The sequence below is a fragment of the Ilumatobacter sp. genome (assembly GCF_039969435.1).
In the GTDB taxonomy this organism is placed as follows: Bacteria; Actinomycetota; Acidimicrobiia; order Acidimicrobiales; family Ilumatobacteraceae; genus Ilumatobacter_A.
This window is the reverse complement of sequence record NZ_JBDVNU010000028.1, coordinates 88,397-106,245: the sequence shown is the minus strand read 5'-3', so window position 1 is coordinate 106,245 and position 17,849 is coordinate 88,397. Positions and strand designations below refer to the sequence as shown.

Here is a 17,849-nt window from a genome sequence, read left to right as displayed (position 1 = left end):
AGATCTTCGAGTTGCATCACGGAACGCAAGGCCGGCCCCACACCCACCGCCCCGTCGTGCGATCCGTGACACGCCTGTGCCTGGTGCGCTGGGTCAGGTCATCGCGGCAGTCGGCTCAGGAAGGTGAGGACCGTTTCGGAGAGCAGACCAGGTTGGTCCAGCGATGGGCAGTGAGCCGAGCCCGGGATCTCGACGTGTTCGGACAGTGGGATCGCCGCTGCGGTCTCGCTGCATTGCTTGCGGATACCAGGCAGATCGAACTCGCCCGCCACGACGAGGACGGGAACGTCGATGTGCGACAGCATCGGCCACGCCGGCGTTCGTTGCGACGAGTCGCCGATCGGCGCAGCGTGCAGAGCTCGTTCGTTCATGTCGAGGAACAGCTCTCGTGGTTCGCCACTCACGCGCCCTTCGGGCTGTTCGACGCCATCCAGCCAGTACCGAGTCTCCAGTCGGTTGAGGAGTTCCAGGTCCTCCGCCTTCTCGGCTGCGATCAGGAGCATGTCCTGTTCGTCCTCTGCCGCTGCGGTGGGCCAGTCGCTCTGGTCGTACCCGGACAACGACGGGGCGATCAGCACGAGGGCGGCCACCCGTTCGGGAGACGTGAGCGCGAGGTCGATCGCGATCCCGCCGCCGCGACTGTTCCCGATCACCACGGCAGTGTCGGTCGCCGTTGCGCTCATCACGGCGAGGAGGTCGTCGGCGTCGTCGTGAGGCTCGGGCGAGCTGTGGGTCCAACCGAATCCCCTGCGGTCGTAGGCGACGACCCGATATCCAGCTGCGACCCACCCGGGCGCACACGAGTTCCAGATTCGGCTGTCGCCGACTCCGGGATGCAGGGCGAGGAGTGTCGGGCCGGTCGTGCCCCACGTCGAGACATGCAACGTGGCGTTGCCGTTCGACACTTCCACGTTCTGTGCTTCCACGTTCGGGACGGTACATCGGCGCCATGCGGAGGCGCCGAGAGGTTTGCTCGGCCGGCGATCGTCCACCGTTCGTGACGAGATCGTCGAGCACCACCGTGCAGTCGTGCGCCGCTCTGTCGCGTCGAAAGTCGGTCGTCCGTCGTGGCGCCCGATGTCTAGCGTCGCGGATGTGGAAACGGCGTGGCTCGACACATTCCTCGCGACGCCCGGTGACGACGGCCGGGTGTTCTGCGGTGTGGTCGATGTGCGTCGCGACGGCGACGTGCTCTTCCAAGCTGCCCGCGGCCTGGCATCACCGCGGTGGGGTGTGCCCAACACGCTCGACATGCGCTTCGATGTCGCCTCGATCAGCAAGCTGTTCACCTCGGTTGCTGTGCTGCAGTTGGTCGCCGCTGGGAGCCTGGACCTGGATGCGTCGATCCACGAGTACGCCGACCTCACCGACACCACCATCGATTCGGCAGTCACGCTGCGCCATCTACTCACGCACACGAGCGGCATCGCCGACATCGCGGAGGAGGACGAAGGTGAGAACTACGCCGAGGTGTTCCGTGTGGTGCCGTGTCACACGATCACGACGCCGAGGGACTTCCTGCCCCTGTTCGCGAACAAGCCGCCACATTTCGCGCCCGGTGGCGGGTCTCGCTACTGCAACGCCGGTTACGTGGTCGCAGGCATGGCCGTCGAGCGGGCTTCGGGCGCCAGCTTCCAGGAGTACGTGGAGGCCGAGGTGCTCGCACGTGCCGACATGGCCTCCTCGGGGTACTTCGACAAGCGGTTCGCGTTTCCCGATCTCGCCGAGGGGTTCGACCCAGCGGAGGATGGACGCCTCGAACAGAACCTTTTCGCCTATCCACCCCGAGGCGCACCCGACGGCGGTGCGTTCTGTACCGCCGGAGACCTTCATGCGTTCCTCGCGGCGCTTCGCGAACTGCGGTTGTTGCCAGCGGACCTCACCGACGAGTTCTTCACTCCCCAGGTCGCCAGCGCCGACGGCGGTCGCTCCGGCCAGGGTTTCGGGCTCGAGTTCAACGACGTGGGCTACTTCAAGGACGGCGAGAGCGAGGGTGCGAGCGGCATCTTGTCCCACCTGTCGATCTGGAACGCCGACGTCGTGATCCTGAGCAACACGATGGACGGGACCTGGCCGCTCCTCGGCGAGTTCGTACGCCGCGCCCGCGACGATCGCAGCGACGACATCCACCCCCGATGACCCCGCCGCGAATCAGCAACTACTGTCAAGCCATGACCATGTCCGAGCGCACGAACGGAACCATCTCCGCAGGCACGATGGTCAACGAAGCCATCGCCGCCCGATTCGCTGCAGCTCTGATCGCACTCGGCACGATCGCTTCGGCGTGGGTGCTCGCAGCACGCACGTCCGTCGAAGGCGACGGCGCGGTGAGTCGGCCATTCGTCGGCCATGCCATCGCGATCGGAACCATCGGCTTCGGCCTCATCGCACTCCTTCTGTTCCTGGCGGCGTGGGCCGAAGCCTGGCGAGACACCCGGCTCTGATCGAGGATCACCGCGGATCCGTCGACGCTCGTCGTCGTACGCGACCCCGACCCGGTGTCGATGAAAGTTCTCGCCGGCGCCCGCAGTGAACGGCATCTGATCCAACTCCGTGGGTTGCTGGCTCGGGCGACGATGTTGCCCACGACTCCGGCCGACTACGACGACGCTGCATCGATGTATCGGTCCTGTCGCGCTCACGGCGACACCGTCCGCAAGCTCATCGACTGTCTGATCGGCGCGGTTGCCGTTCGCGCCGACGCTGAGATTCTCCACGCTGATGTCGACGACGCGACGCTCGCACGCCACACCGATGTGCGCCTGCACCCCGATTCACGAAACTGACTCCAGCGGCGAGCGACCGAGCGCTCGGGGCTGCCGGCAGGACGTCAGCGTGTCTGGGCCCGCTGGTCCGCGTGAGCCACTGCGGCGTCGATCCAGTCGTGCAGGACGACATCGTCGACGACCGCGTCGACGTCGACCCGGAGCCATCCTGGGCTCATTGCCTTGCCACGCATCTCAGCCGGTCGTGCACCTTGTCGACGAACGAGTCGGTCGGCCTCGTCGGGGGCGCACCGCAGCAGGAGCGAACCGTCCGACGCTGCGCAGACGGCGAGCTGATCGTGCACCATGAACGAGCGGCCGCCGAACATCGCGACTTCTCGAGCGTCGAGTCCAGCCAGGCGTTGTCGAATTCTCTCGGCGAGGTTCGCGTCGAACGGCACCCCGACATCTTGGCTCACCGGGCGGTTCCACTCGGTGGCGGGTCGCACTGTGGGTGGACGCACGACGGTCGAAGGCCCGGGTCCCGGACCGCCACAGGCCGACGATGCGATGTCCACACGACGACCCGCTGCAGGTACGGTCGGATCGTGTCTCCGGATGAGGTGAACGAACTCGTGCTGCTGAGGCGCGCGCGAGATTTCATGGATCGGAACTATCAGGATCGGTTGAGCGTGCCCGTCCTGGCCGAGCGCGCTGCGATGTCGCCGGCGCACTTCTCACGGCGGTTCCGCGCCGTGTACGGCGAGACGCCGTACGCGTACCTGATGACTCGGCGTATCGAGCGGGCGATGATGCTGCTACGGGGCGGGGCGACGGTGACCGACGCCTGCTTCGCGGTGGGGTGCGTGTCACTCGGTTCGTTCAGCTCGTCGTTTCGCGACATCGTCGGTGTGTCTCCATCGGAGTACCGGGAGCGTGATCACGGTGAGTTGGCGAGCCTTCCGCCGTGTGTCGCCAAACGTGCGACCCGGCCGCTGCGCACTGCCGTGTCCCGGTGACGATCCGACGATCGGGTCGCATCGAGCAGGATCGGAGAAGTCGCCGATCACTCGGGGTTCTACGGTTGCGGTCATGGCAGTCAACGTCTCGAAGATGTTCATCACCGTTCACGATCCGGACGAGGCGCTCGGCTTCTACCGGGACGCCCTGGGCCTCGAAGTGCGCCACGACGTCGAGAACAACGGCTTTCGATGGATCACCGTCGGCGCCCCGGGCCAGGACGTCGACATCGTGTTGTCGCAACCGCACGGCGGACGCTCACCGGCCGAAGGCGACGCGCTGTCGGCGCTGGTGACGCAGGGAGCGATCCAGGCGGCGATCTTCAGCGTCGACGATCTCGCAGCGACGTTCGACAAGCTGGTCGAGTCGGGCGCCGAAGTCCTCGAGGAACCGACCGATCAGTTCTGGGGAGTTCGTGACTGCGCGTTCCGCGATCCCTCCGGCAACCTCGTGCGGATCGCCCAGGCCTGAACGCCGTGCCCGTCACGTCGAAGCGGCCCGAAGTACGGAGGAGACCACGATGAACGACTACACGGACGTCGACGCCTACCTCGCGGACAGCGAGCAATGGCCCGACGAGATCACCGCGATCCGTCCGATCCTGCTGTCGTGCGGACTCACCGAGACGATCAAGTGGGGAAAGCCCTGCTACTGCGTCGACGACGACAACGTCGTCCTTCTCCAGGAATTCTCGGACCACCTCGCCCTGATGTTCTTCCAGGGGGTGTTGCTCGACGACCCAGCACAGGTGCTCCACGCGCAAGGACCCAACACGCACGGACCGAAGCGCATGAAGTTCACCACGGTCGACGACGTCGAATCGCTCGCCCAGGTCATCACGACGTACGTCGACGAAGCAATCCGCCACGCGCAGGCGGGCACGCAACTGCCACCACGACCTGACGAAGCGCTCGCCATCGAGCTGCAGGAGCGGCTGGCCGACGACGACGCACTCGCCGAGGCGTTCAACGAACTCACCCCTGGTCGCCAACGCGAGTACAACCTCCACATCTCCGACGCCAAGCAGTCCGACACGCGGCACCGACGGATCGACAAGGTCGTTCCCCGGATCCTCGAGGGCAAGGGTTTGCGCGACCGATGATCCGAGCCGGCGACACCGTCCTCGACGGCATCGACCGGAGCCTCCACCAACCGCCCGATCGGCACGTGAGGTCGGGGTGTCGTGATCAGATCGTGCTCGGGCCGACGTATCACGTCGGGCGGAGATGTCGCCCGACGCCGAGGTGTTCAGCGGTGTTCGATCCAGTCGAGGATGGCGGGGCGCAACCAGAGGCGCGGACGCCCACTTCCGAGATCGACGACTGGACGGGGCATGTCGGCGTAGCGGCGTTGATACAGGCTGACACTGTTCGGGTGCGCCAGTCCGAGGAGGGCGGCGAGTTCACGCGAGTCGATCAATTCGTCGGTGTTGACCATCGGTGCCACGGGCACATCCTACCCAAGGCTCGTCTCCACCCGTAGACATCGGCGTCTACACCCATAGACTGTTCTCCGTGAAGCTCAAGACGAACGATCCGTGCTGGTGCGGGAGCGGGCACAAGCACAAGCGATGCCACGGTGACCGACACGCACTCACGTACCCTCCCGTCACCCTCGGCCGCGTGTCCCCGCCGCGGGCCGTCCCCGACGGAATCGCACGACCGAGCTACGTCACGACCGGGATCGTCCCGCCCCAGACGCCGCAGATCCAGGATGCGGCGTCGCTGACACGGCTTCGCCGGGCCTGCGCAGTGGCTGCCGAGGTCCTGCTCCGCACCGGTGAACAGGTCGGCATCGGGGTGACCACCGACGACCTCGACCGCGTCGCTCACGATGTCTACGTCGAACTGGGCGCCTATCCGAGCGACCTCCACTATCGCGGATTTCCCAAGTCGATCTGCACGTCGGTCAACGGCGTCGTCTGCCACGGCATCCCCGACGACCGGCCGCTCGAAGAGGGCGACATCATCAACATCGACGTCACCGCATACATCGACGGCATGCACGGCGACACGTCAGCAACCTTCCACGTCGGCACGCCGACCGCCGCGCTCGCCGGTCTCGTCGACACCACACGCGACGCCACGCTGCGCGGCATCGCAGCGATTCGCCCGTTCGAGCCTCTCCAGAGAATCGCCGAGGCAATCGAACCGTTCGCTGAATCACGCGGCTACTCGGTCGTGCGCGAGTACGGCGGGCACGGCATCGGCGAGAGCTTCCACGGTGCGCCGCACGTGTCGCACCACGTCGACCGCCGCGACGATTCCATCGTCGTGCCCGGCATGACCTTCACCGTCGAGCCGATGCTGTGCTCCGGGCGAGCTCGGTTCCATCAGGCAGCCGACGGCTGGACCGAGCACGCCGACGACAACCGGCCCTCCGCCCAGTTCGAACACACCGTGCTCGTCACCGACACCGGCGCCGAGATCCTCACCGTCACCACCGACGGTCGAACCGCAGCCGGAACACTCGACACCGTGAACGCAGCGAGATCGTCCCCTCGAACCACCTGAGCTCATCGCTCGTGGTCGGCGAACCCGGTCGGTTCGGGTCGGGCACGCACTGCGGGTTTCGAGTTCTCAGCAGAATGATCAACGGACAGGACGGGCCGCCTCGCCCTCGATTGGAGAGGCGCACCGGCGAGCAACGCCCACATCGGGTCGGCGAGCTCGTGAACGATGTCAGGTGCGGTGCTTGACGAGCACGTACTCCTCGTACGTGATCCCGTGCTCGACGGTACGGATCAGTTGATCGGTCACGGTCCATCCCGCCTTCTCGTAGAACGAGATCGCTGGGACGTTGTCGACCCTGGTGTGGAGCTCGAACTCCGAATGGCCCGCGTCGGCGAGCATCGACTCGACCATCACCAGCAACCGTCGGCCCAGTCCCTGTCCGTGGTGTGCGGGCTCGATGAAGAGGTGGACGAGTCGGTTGCCGCTCACGGTGAAGTGGGCGATCGGAGCGCCATCGACGACGACCACACGGGTGTCGACGTCGGAGTCGGGTCGGAACCAGTCGCGGAACTGGCGCCTCATCCCATCCCGGTCGGGTGGCTCGACGTCACCGACGAGCAGTTGCGAGGCGTAGGTCTTCTCGAAGCATCGTGCGTGGTAGGCCTCCACTGCGTCGGCGTCGTCCGGAGTGGCCGGGCGGAGTTCGATCTCGTCCATCGGATCCATGGTGTCACGGACGGCGCTCGCTCGGTCTCGCAGATCGGTCCGCGGGCCAGGATTTCGATCCACGGAGTGTCCGACACGTCTCACGAAGCTCGCTCGGACGCATCCGCCATCGGGAGGACCACGTCGTCGCATCACCGACGCGAGCACCGCTCGTGACGAAACGCGTCGCCTCGGTGCTCGGCCCGTGTGGCACCGTTGCCGCGTGACTCACGACGACGGTCTGGCCAGGCAGCTCGCCGCATCGGATCAGCACACGGATCCGGCGATCGCGGCCGGGTACGACAGCGCGGCCGGAGCCGCGTTCACCCGAGAGCAGATCCAGCGCACCGCCGACGTGCTCACCGAGTTGGCCGACGGCGGGCCGGCCGTCGAGTTCGCGATCGGCACGGGTCGCATCGCTCTTCCGCTGACGGCGCGCGGCGTGACGGTGTCGGGGATGGACATCTCCGAGCGGATGCTCGCCGAGTTGCGCTCGAAACCCGGAGCCGACGCCATCGACACCATCGTCGGCGACATGACCTCGACGGTGATGCGAGGCGATGCCTCACTCGTCTACCTCGTCTACAACACGATCGGAAACCTGCGCACACAGGCGCAGCAGGTCGCATGCTTCCGCAATGCCGCCGCCCACCTCCGCCCGGGCGGACGATTCGTCATCGAGACCGGTGTGCCGAAGCTCCATCAGCTACCTCCCGGTCAGACGATTCGCCCGTTCGCGTGGACCGACGACCACCTCGGGTTCGACGAGTACGTCGACAGTGTCGGTCAGATCCTCGTCTCGCACCACTATCGCTTCGACGGCGACCGGGTCGATCGCATCACCGGAGCGTTCCGCTACGTCTGGCCGTCCGAACTCGACCTGATGGCCCAGCTCGCCGAGATGGAGTTCGAATCACGCTGGGCCGACTGGGACCGGAGCGAGTTCACCGCCGACTCTCCCTCCCACGTCTCCGTGTGGCGCCTCACGTGACAGGCCGTGTCGCGAACCTCTCCCGGGATCGGGCATTCCGCAGGACTCGCACGTCTGATCAGGCAGATCCGATCGGTCGGTCGACCACCGCCAGGCCGGTCGACGGGACGCGTGCTCCCCGGACTAGGGTGACGTTCGCAGATGCTCTTCCATCTGCCGACGCGTCGCTCCGGATCCCTGGTTGCGCGTTGAACCAGGAGGTTCGACGTGTTTCGACAGGTGACTTCGGACAGCACAGCTGATGGCTGCTTCGTCGAAGTGCGCGTCCGAGGCACGATTGGCGAGGTCGCGCATGGGGGCTGAGCGGCGACCAATGCTGGCCGAACGCGCACAGATCGACATGGCCACCGCCTTCGATCGGATTCGCATGATGTCCCGCAACACCAACACCAAGCTCACGGACCTCGCAACGCACATCGTCGACGGACGGGTCGACCTCACCACGCTCACCACCGGGCACCACCAGCACTGACCCGCAGCCGCTGCAGAGGCGGACGTTCAACGGAGACACCACCATGGCGCCGAGCCACACGAGCATCACCGATCCACGACTCCAACCTCTCGCCGATCTCGACGAGGCGGTCACGTGGGCGATGGTCGAGTCGTCTCCCGACGGCATGCTCCTCGCGGACGAACACGGCGTGCTCCTGCTCGTCAACACCCAGATCGAGACCCTGTTCGGTTACGACCGCGGCGAGTTGCTCGGTCTGACTGTCGAGAAGCTGATCACCGAACGGCACCGGAGTGCACACATGGCACACCGCACCCGCTACGCCGACGCGCCGCGTCCGCGAGCGATGGGCAGCGAACTCGCGCTGCAGGGCCGACGCCGAGACGGCACCGAGTTCGCCGTCGAGGTGTCCCTGAGTCCCATCACCACCGACCGGGGTCTGCGTGTCGTGGCCACCGTGCGCGACATCACCGAACGCCTCGCCGTCGACGACGCCCTGCAGCGCAACGAATCCCGACTCCGCATCCTCCACGACCGTGAACGCCTCGCGCGGGACATGCACGACACCGTCATCCAGCGGCTGTTCGGCGCCGGGATGGGTCTGCAGGCGGTCGTCGGATCGATCACCGATCCGCACGTCGCACAGCGGGTGTCGGACACCGTCGACGAACTCGACCGTACGATCTCGGACCTGCGCGTCGCCATCTTCGAGCTCACCAAGGTCACCACCGCAACGGTCACCGAGCAGATCCAGGAGATCGTCGACCACTCGGCCGATCACCTCGCGTGCACGCCGAGCATCGACACCGACGGCGACGTGGACTCGATCCGACCCGAACACACCGAGCAGTTGCTTCCCGTACTCACCGAGGCTCTCTCCAACGTCGCCCGCCACGCCCGAGCCACCGTGGTCGTCATCTCCCTGCGGGTCGCGAGGACGAGACGATCTCGCTGACCGTGACCGACGACGGCGTCGGGATGGCGCCGGACGGCCGCCGTGGCCATGGTCTCGACAACCTGTACTCGCGAGCACGTGGGGCCGGCGGAACCGTCACGATCGACAGCCGCCCGGACCACGGGACCGCGCCCGTCTGGGCCATCCCCCGCGGGCGCGTGTGAGCACGAACCACGGAGACTCGGACGCATCCGACTCGCGAACTGCCACCTCGGCGCGTCGATGGTGTTCCGAGCCCGGTCGACACCGGTGTCGGCGTCGTCCCGCGAACGGTGCCGAACGAACCCTGCCGACATGGTCGCGTCAACCTGCGAACAACGTACGAGCGATCGTGACGGTGTGAGGGACGACAGTGCCTCCCGCCTCTGACGACGACCTCGACCGACCGACCGGTCAGGATTCCCCCATGACGACAGACGATCCCGCTGTGACTCCTTCCCCGTCGCTCACCCCCGAGCGCCCGATGCATCCGGCGTGGCAGACACTGCACGAGCAGCGCGCTGCCGATGTCCAGCTCCGAGTCGCCGACGCGATCACCAAGTTCGCGGGATCGATGACATTCGTCTACCTCCACGCGATCACGTTCGCCGGGTGGATGCTCGTCGCCGAGAAGAGCCCGTGGCCGACGTTGACCCTCGTCGTGTCGCTGGAGGCGATCTTCCTGTCGACCTTCGTGATGATCGGGCAGAACCGGCAGGCCGCGTTCGCTCAGAAGAAGGCCGACCACGACTTCAACGAGCAGGAGCGGGAACTGCACGTCAACACCGATCTCACCAAACAGATCCACCAGTTGTCGACCGAGATGCATGCGCATCTGACGGGGGTCGGATGGACGATCCACGCCTCGGGCACCGACGAGACCCCGCCACGGCACGACTGACCCGCCACATCGGGACTCACACGTCCGACGAGATCGTCGGGGCGCTGCTCATCCGGCGGGTCTCCTTCGATGAAACCTCCGGACGTCAACGTCCCTGGTACGTCGAACGGTGAGCGAACAGCATGACACCGGTCGTGCGTGGCGTGACGACTCTCATCAGGGCTGCTTCGCGGCGTCGGCGGCAGCACCGACGGCGACGCCGACCCCTGCACCGATCGCGATTCCGATCGCGATACCGGCCCCGCCCGCAATCAACAGACCGAACACCACTCCAAGCCCTGCGCCGATGCCGGCGCCCACACCTGTCCACTGTGCTTCGGGTGCGGTCGTGCCCTTCGATTCGCGTGCTGGGCGTGCGGGCGTCATGGTTCAGACTCCTGGTGTGGGTGAGAGCGTCGTCGAGGACGGGAACGTGCCCGGGTCGGAGCTCGGCGGTGTCGGTGGAGGAAGCTCGGACGGATCACGGGCGTCGGGTTCGTTCCCGCCCTGGTCGAGCCGGAAGGGCGGATAGGTGTCCGTCATCAGTGCGACGTAGGCGATCACTCGGAAGATCCACCGGTTGAAGCCGACGATCAGATCGAACAACGCCTGGGGGTAACGGCCGGTGAACAGCAGCACGACCCCGGTCACGATCACGAGGATGCCGAGCAACCCGCCACCGCCGGTGATGTCGAAGCTGATCGAACTGCTGGTCGTGGTGAGTCCACGCACCGAGGCCCCACCGACCAGCAGGGCGACGATGATCAGGTGAGGGATCGCCAGCAGCCACTTCACGAACACCAGGCCGCGCGACAGTGACTCGGGATAGGCGATGTCCAAGCGGGCGGAGTCGCCGGGGTCGGCCTCCAAGCTGAACGGCGGATAGCGGTCGGTGCCGATCCCACCCGTGCTCGCATAGAAGTTCACACGCCACGACCACCGCAGAACCCCGACGTTGAAGTCGAAGATTCCACGCGGATACCGCCCGGTGAAGACGATCGCCACCGCCGCCACGACGCTCGACACGACGAATGCCACCCACAGGAACGCCAGCACGATGAAGTGCGGAATCGCGAGGAACCACTTCACCAGCCACTGCCAACGCGACAAGCCCGGGTCCAGGTGCGCCGTCAACGACACAGGATGTACGGGGAACCGTGCGACCGCAGCGGCCGACCAACCCTGATGGTCGTGCTCGATCAGGCCGGGATCCTCTTCGTCGTCGCCGTGTCGAACACGTGGACCTCGCCGGCTCGCGGCACCAGGTGCACCTGCTGGCCGCGCGTCACCTCACCACGGCCGAGGCGTGCGGACAGCCGATCGATTCCGGGACTGGAGAGGTACACGATCGCGTCGGCTCCGAGCACCTCGACCACGTCGACCGTGGCACGGAGCCCTCCGCACTCCCCGAGTGTCCAGGCCTCGGGGCGCACACCGATCGTCACGTGGTCCGTGCTGAGTTCTGCGATCTGGCGACGGCTCAACCGGTGTTCGATTCCGTCCGCCACCGCCACGCCGTTGCACACCCGCGCCGGCAGCAGGTTCATCGCCGGCGAACCGATGAAGCCGGCCACGAACTCGTCGACCGGCTCGTCGTACAACTCCATCGGTGGCGCACACTGCAACACCACCCCGTTGTCCTGCACCGCGACTCGGTCCCCGAGGGTCATTGCCTCGGTCTGGTCGTGGGTGACGTACATGGTCGTCGTGCCGAGCCGCTTCTGGAGCGTGGCGATCTCGGTCCGCATGTGGATCCGGAGCTTGGCGTCGAGATTCGAGAGCGGTTCGTCCATCAGGAAGACCTGGGGGCGGCGAATGAGCGCTCGCCCCATGGCGACGCGCTGACGCTGCCCTCCGGACAGCTTCGACGGTTTCAGGTGCAGGAGTTCGGTGATCCCGAGCAGTTCGGCGACATCGTCCACGCGACGCCGTATCTCAGCGGGCGGGTCCCCCTCGAGGAGGAGGTGGAATGCGATGTTCGCGGACACGGTCATGTGCGGGTACAGCGCGTAGGCCTGGAACACCATGGCGATGTCGCGCTCTCGCGACGGCACGTCGGTGACGTCGTCGCCGCCGATGAGGATCCGCCCGGCGTCGACCGGCTCGAGACCTGCCAGCATGCGAAGGACCGTCGACTTGCCGCAGCCCGAGGGTCCCACGAGCACGAGCAGTTCGCCATCGGCGATGTCGAGGTCGAAGCCGTCGACGGCAGGGTGGTCCATCTGCGGATAGATCCGCGTCACCTTGCGGAACTCCACCGTCGACATCAGAGCGCCACGTCGGGGTGGACGACGAGATCGTCGGCGGGGTGGTCGGGGATCACCACGACCGGGCATCGGGCGTGTGTGAGTGCATGACGCAACGGTTGCGCCGTGTGATGCCCGCGGTCCAGCATCGAACGGTGGCGACCCAGCACGAGCAGCACCGACCGGTCACTCGCTTCGTCCAGACGCAGCGTGGCAAGACCGGGAGGCGTCGACACCGTCATGTCGAGATCCGGGCCGCTGAGCGCCTGCATCACCTCCGCGAAGTGCCCGACGCGGCCGACCTCCCACGAAGCACGGTCGACCGCACCCACTTCGAAGCGAGCGAGATCGAGCGGCCCGTCGGCCTGGAACACCGGAGCGTCACCGAGGGCATGCAACAGTTCGATACCGACCCGTCGATCCCGAGCGAGGTGAGCGGCCCAGCGCACGGCACTGCGCGTCGCATCGCCGTGCCCGATGCCCACGACGACGTTGCCGCCATCGAGGCCGACGACGGCGACATCAGCGGGCACGACCACCACCGGATACTTCGTCGAACGCAGGAGGGCATTCGTCGAATGACCGATTCGCTTGACGACGCCTCCGATGCCGGTGATCCCGCGATGAGCGCCGACGACGATCGCGTCGGCGTGGTCGGCCCGCGCTGCGTCGTCGAGAGCGGTTGCCATCGCCGCCAGACTCGCCGATGTCACGAGTTCGCCGACGGCGAATCCCGGGCCGCTCGTCCACTGCTCGACGAGCGCCGACTCGATCACCTCCCGGTGCCCGACGGGGTCACCGGTGATCGTGTCGACGAGGGACTCGGTCCAGGGGTTCAGGGAGACGACTGCATGGAGTCGCCCTGCGATGCCGACCGTCTCTGCTGCCCAGGCGAGCGAGTGCAGCGACGCCTCGGTTCCGTCGACTCCGACGATCAGGTTCCTCACGAACGACCTCCTCGCCGCCATCGTGCGCACCTCGACCCTCGCCCGAACAGGGCCATTGGACCATCGGCCGACGCGCTCACGGGCGTTCGGTCCAAGACGCCCTCCAACGCGGATCCCCACGCTCACCCGACGACACCCGGGGTGTACACGGCCTCACCCCCGGCCTCTTCGCGACGTTCGAGGCGCCGACCTGACGTCACCCCAGCGCCTGAGTGCCCGGGGCGGGGTTCGAACCCGCACTCCACGTGAGTGGAAGGGGGGTTTAAGCCCCCCGCGTCTGCCAGTTTCGCCACCCGGGCAACTGCCGGGTCAGGCTACGCCTCGACCGTCGGTGGTCGAGCGGATCTCGTTCGACTCGACTTCCCTCCACAGTTCGTTGCGGAGTCGGTCGGCTTCGGGTGCCCGCAGACGGTTCGTGATGACGACACCTTCGATCATGTCGGCCAACACCGCCGCTCGCGGACGGCCTTTCACACGGATCGACACCACCGCTCCCCCGCCCTCGGCATCGGTGCGCCGGCGGATGGTGCGGTCCACTCCGACCAGACGGGGAGGGCAACGGAAGCTCGGGCCCGTGAGGCCCCGGCGGATCGCCGAACGCGTCAGACGCCGCGCAGCGTGGGCGAACTCGACGGTCGAGGCGAACTCCATGGACTCCATCTAAGCGAAGGGGTACCTCAGAGTTCGCCGGAGCAGCGTTGCGCTCGTTCGGACCCCGACCGTCAGCAGATCGTCGAGTTCGACGATGCCGTGCCGCCGTACTCGTTGACCCACCCGGATGTCGGAACGGCCTTCACGCCCTGCGCCCAAGCAGGCAGCCACACGAACTGGGTCTCACCAGCACCGATCGAACCGCTGTGCAGGACGTTCGATCCGACGCGCAGGTCGAAGGCATAGGTGCCGGTGCCGCCCTGTTCGTGACGCACTCGGAACCTGTAGAGCCCGCTCTCGCTGCCGGTTCCCGCGCACATCGCCGTGACTCGCACGAGAGCCGAGCGACGGTTGATCGTGATCCTCGAGCCCTGCAGCTCGACCGAACTCCCGACGAACGACCCCTGGTCCACCGTGACGATCGAGGCGTTGACCGCGACCCGAGAGGTCGGGGCGTAGACCGCACCGACGACCGTCAGCGTGCTGGTGGCCAACTGGATGCCGGTCTGGGCACATCCGTCCCGACCCGCCATCAGCGCAGGCAGGTCACCGGCGAACGGTGACAGGGCGATCTGGCTCGACCGGATCACGATGCTCCCCGTCGCCACGACCGTCACCTGGTTGAGCCGCGCAGTCCCCGCGTTGATCGTGACGTTCCCGTCGACGTAGTGGATTCCTGCAGCCAGGTCGACGCCGTTCCCGTTGATCGTCAGGCCACCGGGATGAGCGAAGTACGCCGAACCCGCTGCCGCAGCCCGCGATCCACCCGGAGCGAAGTCGGCGACGTCCCAGCCGAAGGGCACGGCCTGGACGTCGGTCTCGCGCACGGTTCCGCCGGCGGTCACGGTGCCCCAACCGAGGCCGAGTCGGTCCGCGTAGGACACCCTGCCGTCGAAGACCAGCGTCGAGCCCTGCACGTCGATGTCGTCGTTGGTACGCACGGCGGTACCCACGAAGAGGTCCGACGCGTTCACGCCGATCCGACCACTGCAGACGGCATCGCCCGTCGCGAAGATCGAGTGGGTGATGTCGGTCGGCCGGGGCGGAACCGGGATCTCGCACAGGTTCTCACTGCCGGGAGTCCCGAGGTCGCCGTTGCCCTGATCGGTCACCGCTGCACACCAGTTGACACCCGCGGCGTTGTCCAGAGCCGGGTTGCGCAGCGACATCGTCGCACCGGCCACCTTGGGGAATCCGTTCTCGGCGGTCCAGGCGACACGGTCGACGATCGCCAGGTCCGCGTCGAACAGCATCAGCTCGTCGGTCGTGTTGAAGTTGACGATCTCGATGCCGTACAGCACATCCATGTCGATGCCGCCGTTCAGCGACGCGTCGTTCCGTCCTGCGGTGACGTAGCCGTCCGCTCCGATGACGGAGCCGGCCGGGAACACGAAGGAGTCGACGTCGTCGTCGCGCAGCGTCCAGCCTCCGATGTCGATCGGCACGGCGCCGGTGTTGTGCAGTTCGATCCATTCGGCCTGCGCATCCGGCAACGCCAGCGGGTCGCGGTGGATCTCGTTGATCACGATCGCATGGCTCGGCGTCGGCGTGCAGGTGTTCGCTGCGCCCGGCGTACCGGTGTCACCGAGGCCGAACTGATCCGACGTGGTGCACCACGCGCTCGCATCGTCGGTCGGACCGAACGATGCGAGCGATGCCTCGGAACGCGACATCGATCCGCCGTTCGGCCGCGGCATCGGATCCGAGGGCATCCAACGGACCTCGTCGATCGATCGTCCGTGCTGGTCGTGCAGGCGGATCGCATCCTGACCGTTGTACAGCACCATGCCGCTGCCGACGACGAGGTCGACGGCGACGCCGCCGTTGACGCCGGTGTCGCCGGAACGACCGATCACGGCGAATCCCAACGGCGGGACCACGACCGACCGGCGGATCACGTAGCGCTCGGATCCGTCGTCGCTGATGCTCCAGTTGCGCAGGTCGACGGGGTCCGACGTCGGGTTGTGGACCTCGAACCATTCACCGGACGTGTCCGAGACGGCCGCCGGGTCGCGCATCACTTCGCTGATCATCAACGGCTGAGCGGGATCGGGCTCGTCACAGTTTCCGGCGATGCCAGGAGTCCCGAAGTCCTCGTCGTTGTAGCGGTCGATGGTGGCGCACCAGTTCGCGCCGAGGGCGTTGTCGGCGGTCGTCGATCCGAGCTCCATCGAACGGGCCTTCTCGAGCGGGAAGCCGCGCGTCAGCGAGTAGTCGACCCGGTCGACGGTCACGCCGTCGGCGGTGACGATCTCGAGCAGTCCGGCGGCGTTGAAGAGCGACAGGTCCGTGCCGTAGGCGTAGTCGACGGGCACGTCGCCGTTCGCGGTGCGATCGGCGAGCACCGCCAGCACGGCGCGTTCGCCGGATGGAATGGTGAGTGAGGACACCACGTGTTCCTCGGAGCGGGTGCGCAGCGAGTAGCCGTCGAGCACGGCGGGTTCGGAGCCGAGGTTGGCCACTTCGAACCACTCGCCGTCGCGTTCGCTCGGCGTCAGTTCGGGGTCGGCCATCACCTCGGTGATGACGACCAGCGGCACCTCCGTCACGTCGCAGCTGCCATCGGTTCCCGGGCTCCCGGTGTCGCCGACCGACCAGCGACGAGTCGACAGACACCAGTTGACCCCGTCGGCGTTGTCCGCGACCACCGCCGCCAGCTGCATGGACTGGCCGTTCGGATCGGGGAACGTGCGACCGTCGTCCCAACGCACGGCGTCCACCTGGATACCCCGCTCGTCGGTGACGACGAGTTCGTCGAACGTGTTGTGCAGGTTCATCTGCGACCCGTAGACCCAGTCCGCCGTGACGCCGCCGTTGACGGAGGGGTCGCCGTTGCGGGCGAACACCACGTTCGCCCCTGCCGGAACCGGCAGCGGCGAATCGATCGTGAACTTCTCACCGTCGTCGTCCTGCACCGAGAACCCCGCGAGGTCAATCGCCGCGCCGGTGTTGCGCAGCTCGAACCATTCGCCGACGCTGTCCGCAGTGGCGGACGGGTTGTTCATCACTTCGGTGATCACCAGCGCCGCCGTCGACCGCGCACACTGGTTCGGCGCCCCGGGGCTCCCGAAGTCGCCCGCCGGAAGCGTCGTGGTGGAGCGGCACCACGTGGCACCGCTGTCGTTCGCGACCTCGGCTGCCGCAGCGATGACCGGGCCGTACGAGATCGACCGACCCTCGGGACGAGTGAACCCGGGCAGGCCGTAGTCGACGACGTCGACGATCGAGCCGCTCGCGTTGCGCAGCACGATGCGGTCGCCGCCGTTGAAGAGCAGCACGGCGTCGCCGAACTCGTGGTCGACGACCACGCCGCCGTTGCGGGCCGGGTCGGCGACACGGCCGAGCACGACGCGGTCGCCGGGAGCGATGCTCAGATCGGAGATCGTGTGGATGTCGTACACCTCGTCACCGAAGGTCCATCCGCCGAGGTCGATGGTGCCACCGGTCGTGTTCACCACTTCGAACCACTCGCCGCGCGAGTCGTACACCACCGACGGGTCGAACATCACTTCGCTGATGACGACGCTGCCGCGCACCAGCGGGTCCTCGACACCGGTGGGACGGAGGAAGTCGGGCAACAGCGTCGCAGCCGCTTCCCCGATGCCGGCGATCGGAAGCGGCCCGTCCACCCCGCGTCCGACACCATCACCACCGGAGTCGTCGACGGGATCGCTTCCGGACTCGCTGATCCGACGGGCCTGCGCGAGGTCGCCAGCCGACGACGGGGCCACCACGGCCGCCCGTTCGATCGTGGTCGGTCCGCTCGGCGTCGCCACGACGGTGGTCGCGACGGCGGACACCGCGATGGCGGCGGCGATGGAGACGGTTCGGACGCGCATGACAACTGACTGTCGGTCTGTCGATTC

At 67.0% G+C, this 17,849-nt stretch carries 21 protein-coding genes and 1 tRNA gene; 11 read left to right on the top strand and 11 right to left on the bottom strand.

Annotated features, from left to right (window positions below; genetic code table 11):
• Window positions 1-98: 98 nt before the first annotated feature.
• Window positions 99-926 carry an alpha/beta hydrolase gene (locus ABJK40_RS14040; RefSeq protein ID WP_348478923.1) on the bottom strand — a complete coding sequence of 276 codons (828 nt, stop codon included), beginning with the start codon at window positions 924-926 and terminating at the stop codon, window positions 99-101.
• 169 nt (window positions 927-1,095) lie between these two features.
• Here ABJK40_RS14040 and ABJK40_RS14035 point away from each other — a divergent pair, with 169 nt between their 5' ends.
• The 3 genes from ABJK40_RS14035 to ABJK40_RS14025 are packed head-to-tail and all read left to right on the top strand — an operon-like array spanning window position 1,096 to window position 2,786.
• A complete protein-coding gene (locus ABJK40_RS14035; protein ID WP_348478922.1) occupies window positions 1,096-2,139 on the top strand; it encodes a serine hydrolase domain-containing protein in 1,044 nt (347 codons plus the stop codon).
• A 32-nt stretch (window positions 2,140-2,171) separates the two neighbouring features.
• Complete coding sequence (locus ABJK40_RS14030; RefSeq protein ID WP_348478921.1) at window positions 2,172-2,444, top strand: hypothetical protein; 273 nt, start codon at window positions 2,172-2,174, stop codon at window positions 2,442-2,444.
• Between the two features lie 60 nt (window positions 2,445-2,504).
• A complete protein-coding gene (locus tag ABJK40_RS14025; RefSeq protein ID WP_348478920.1) occupies window positions 2,505-2,786 on the top strand; it encodes a hypothetical protein in 282 nt (93 codons plus the stop codon).
• 44 nt (window positions 2,787-2,830) lie between these two features.
• On the opposite strand, the gene ABJK40_RS14020 is transcribed toward ABJK40_RS14025, so the two are convergent.
• Window positions 2,831-3,166, bottom strand: coding sequence for a TfoX/Sxy family protein (locus tag ABJK40_RS14020; RefSeq protein WP_348478919.1), 336 nt, complete (start codon window positions 3,164-3,166; stop codon window positions 2,831-2,833).
• A 147-nt stretch (window positions 3,167-3,313) separates the two neighbouring features.
• Here ABJK40_RS14020 and ABJK40_RS14015 point away from each other — a divergent pair, with 147 nt between their 5' ends.
• The 3 genes from ABJK40_RS14015 (at window position 3,314) to ABJK40_RS14005 (ending at window position 4,827) form a co-directional block, all read left to right on the top strand.
• The gene (locus ABJK40_RS14015) at window positions 3,314-3,724 is read left to right on the top strand and encodes a helix-turn-helix transcriptional regulator (RefSeq protein ID WP_348478918.1); all 411 of its coding nucleotides are present in this window, start codon (window positions 3,314-3,316) and stop codon (window positions 3,722-3,724) included.
• A gap of 73 nt (window positions 3,725-3,797) precedes the next feature.
• Entirely contained in the window at window positions 3,798-4,196 is a 399-nt protein-coding gene (locus tag ABJK40_RS14010) for a VOC family protein (RefSeq protein WP_348478917.1), read from the top strand.
• Between the two features lie 49 nt (window positions 4,197-4,245).
• On the top strand, window positions 4,246-4,827 hold the full coding sequence (locus tag ABJK40_RS14005) for a YdeI/OmpD-associated family protein (RefSeq protein ID WP_348478916.1): 582 nt from the start codon (window positions 4,246-4,248) through the stop codon (window positions 4,825-4,827).
• A gap of 146 nt (window positions 4,828-4,973) precedes the next feature.
• Here the strand turns inward: ABJK40_RS14005 and ABJK40_RS14000 are convergent, their stop codons facing one another.
• Window positions 4,974-5,162, bottom strand: coding sequence for a hypothetical protein (locus tag ABJK40_RS14000; protein WP_348478985.1), 189 nt, complete (start codon window positions 5,160-5,162; stop codon window positions 4,974-4,976).
• Window positions 5,163-5,239: 77 nt separating this feature from the next.
• Between ABJK40_RS14000 and map the strand changes: the two genes are divergently transcribed.
• Entirely contained in the window at window positions 5,240-6,238 is a 999-nt protein-coding gene (gene map, locus ABJK40_RS13995) for a type I methionyl aminopeptidase (protein WP_348478915.1), read from the top strand.
• Window positions 6,239-6,406: 168 nt separating this feature from the next.
• On the opposite strand, the gene ABJK40_RS13990 is transcribed toward map, so the two are convergent.
• Complete coding sequence (locus ABJK40_RS13990) at window positions 6,407-6,895, bottom strand: GNAT family N-acetyltransferase (protein WP_348478914.1); 489 nt, start codon at window positions 6,893-6,895, stop codon at window positions 6,407-6,409.
• Window positions 6,896-7,106: 211 nt separating this feature from the next.
• On the opposite strand from ABJK40_RS13990, the gene ABJK40_RS13985 reads away from it, so the two are divergent.
• The 4 genes from ABJK40_RS13985 (at window position 7,107) to ABJK40_RS13970 (ending at window position 10,160) form a co-directional block, all read left to right on the top strand.
• Window positions 7,107-7,874 (top strand): class I SAM-dependent methyltransferase, encoded by a 768-nt coding sequence (locus tag ABJK40_RS13985; protein ID WP_348478913.1) that lies wholly within the window; start codon window positions 7,107-7,109, stop codon window positions 7,872-7,874.
• A 313-nt stretch (window positions 7,875-8,187) separates the two neighbouring features.
• Window positions 8,188-8,346, top strand: a complete 159-nt coding sequence (locus ABJK40_RS13980) for an ANTAR domain-containing protein (protein WP_348478912.1) — start codon at window positions 8,188-8,190, stop codon at window positions 8,344-8,346.
• Window positions 8,347-8,389: 43 nt separating this feature from the next.
• Complete coding sequence (locus ABJK40_RS13975) at window positions 8,390-9,280, top strand: PAS domain S-box protein (protein WP_348478911.1); 891 nt, start codon at window positions 8,390-8,392, stop codon at window positions 9,278-9,280.
• 463 nt (window positions 9,281-9,743) lie between these two features.
• Entirely contained in the window at window positions 9,744-10,160 is a 417-nt protein-coding gene (locus tag ABJK40_RS13970) for a DUF1003 domain-containing protein (RefSeq protein ID WP_348478984.1), read from the top strand.
• Window positions 10,161-10,316: 156 nt separating this feature from the next.
• On the opposite strand, the gene ABJK40_RS13965 is transcribed toward ABJK40_RS13970, so the two are convergent.
• The 7 genes from ABJK40_RS13965 to ABJK40_RS13935 form a co-directional block, all read right to left on the bottom strand.
• Window positions 10,317-10,526, bottom strand: coding sequence for a hypothetical protein (locus ABJK40_RS13965; protein WP_348478910.1), 210 nt, complete (start codon window positions 10,524-10,526; stop codon window positions 10,317-10,319).
• Between the two features lie 3 nt (window positions 10,527-10,529).
• Window positions 10,530-11,279, bottom strand: coding sequence for a DUF4389 domain-containing protein (locus ABJK40_RS13960; RefSeq protein WP_348478909.1), 750 nt, complete (start codon window positions 11,277-11,279; stop codon window positions 10,530-10,532).
• 59 nt (window positions 11,280-11,338) lie between these two features.
• Window positions 11,339-12,406 (bottom strand): ABC transporter ATP-binding protein, encoded by a 1,068-nt coding sequence (locus tag ABJK40_RS13955; RefSeq protein ID WP_348478908.1) that lies wholly within the window; start codon window positions 12,404-12,406, stop codon window positions 11,339-11,341.
• Entirely contained in the window at window positions 12,406-13,332 is a 927-nt protein-coding gene (locus ABJK40_RS13950; RefSeq protein ID WP_348478907.1) for a universal stress protein, read from the bottom strand. Before ABJK40_RS13950 ends, ABJK40_RS13955 begins: the two co-directional genes overlap by 1 nt.
• A 213-nt stretch (window positions 13,333-13,545) precedes the next feature.
• Window positions 13,546-13,631 (bottom strand) — tRNA-Leu (locus ABJK40_RS13945).
• 10 nt (window positions 13,632-13,641) lie between these two features.
• The gene (locus ABJK40_RS13940; RefSeq protein WP_348510325.1) at window positions 13,642-13,983 is read right to left on the bottom strand and encodes a hypothetical protein; all 342 of its coding nucleotides are present in this window, start codon (window positions 13,981-13,983) and stop codon (window positions 13,642-13,644) included.
• Window positions 13,984-14,054: 71 nt separating this feature from the next.
• Window positions 14,055-17,822: a lamin tail domain-containing protein gene (locus ABJK40_RS13935; protein WP_348478905.1), complete on the bottom strand. Its 3,768-nt coding sequence runs from the start codon at window positions 17,820-17,822 to the stop codon at window positions 14,055-14,057.
• Window positions 17,823-17,849: the final 27 nt, after the last annotated feature.

What these genes read in the sequence shown, in the direction of transcription:
- ABJK40_RS13990 (WP_348478914.1), bottom strand. Translation starts at nt 6,895, where the DNA reads ATGGACGAGATCGAACTCCGCCCGGCCACTCCGGACGACGCCGACGCA.
- ABJK40_RS14030 (WP_348478921.1), top strand. Translation starts at nt 2,172, where the DNA reads ATGACCATGTCCGAGCGCACGAACGGAACCATCTCCGCAGGCACGATG.
- ABJK40_RS14025 (WP_348478920.1), top strand. Translation starts at nt 2,505, where the DNA reads ATGAAAGTTCTCGCCGGCGCCCGCAGTGAACGGCATCTGATCCAACTC.
- ABJK40_RS13935 (WP_348478905.1), bottom strand. Translation starts at nt 17,822, where the DNA reads ATGCGCGTCCGAACCGTCTCCATCGCCGCCGCCATCGCGGTGTCCGCC.
- ABJK40_RS14010 (WP_348478917.1), top strand. Translation starts at nt 3,798, where the DNA reads ATGGCAGTCAACGTCTCGAAGATGTTCATCACCGTTCACGATCCGGAC.
- ABJK40_RS13955 (WP_348478908.1), bottom strand. Translation starts at nt 12,406, where the DNA reads ATGTCGACGGTGGAGTTCCGCAAGGTGACGCGGATCTATCCGCAGATG.
- ABJK40_RS13970 (WP_348478984.1), top strand. Translation starts at nt 9,744, where the DNA reads ATGCATCCGGCGTGGCAGACACTGCACGAGCAGCGCGCTGCCGATGTC.
- ABJK40_RS13980 (WP_348478912.1), top strand. Translation starts at nt 8,188, where the DNA reads ATGCTGGCCGAACGCGCACAGATCGACATGGCCACCGCCTTCGATCGG.
- ABJK40_RS13975 (WP_348478911.1), top strand. Translation starts at nt 8,390, where the DNA reads ATGGCGCCGAGCCACACGAGCATCACCGATCCACGACTCCAACCTCTC.
- ABJK40_RS13940 (WP_348510325.1), bottom strand. Translation starts at nt 13,983, where the DNA reads ATGGAGTTCGCCTCGACCGTCGAGTTCGCCCACGCTGCGCGGCGTCTG.
- ABJK40_RS14000 (WP_348478985.1), bottom strand. Translation starts at nt 5,162, where the DNA reads ATGGTCAACACCGACGAATTGATCGACTCGCGTGAACTCGCCGCCCTC.
- ABJK40_RS13965 (WP_348478910.1), bottom strand. Translation starts at nt 10,526, where the DNA reads ATGACGCCCGCACGCCCAGCACGCGAATCGAAGGGCACGACCGCACCC.
- ABJK40_RS14005 (WP_348478916.1), top strand. Translation starts at nt 4,246, where the DNA reads ATGAACGACTACACGGACGTCGACGCCTACCTCGCGGACAGCGAGCAA.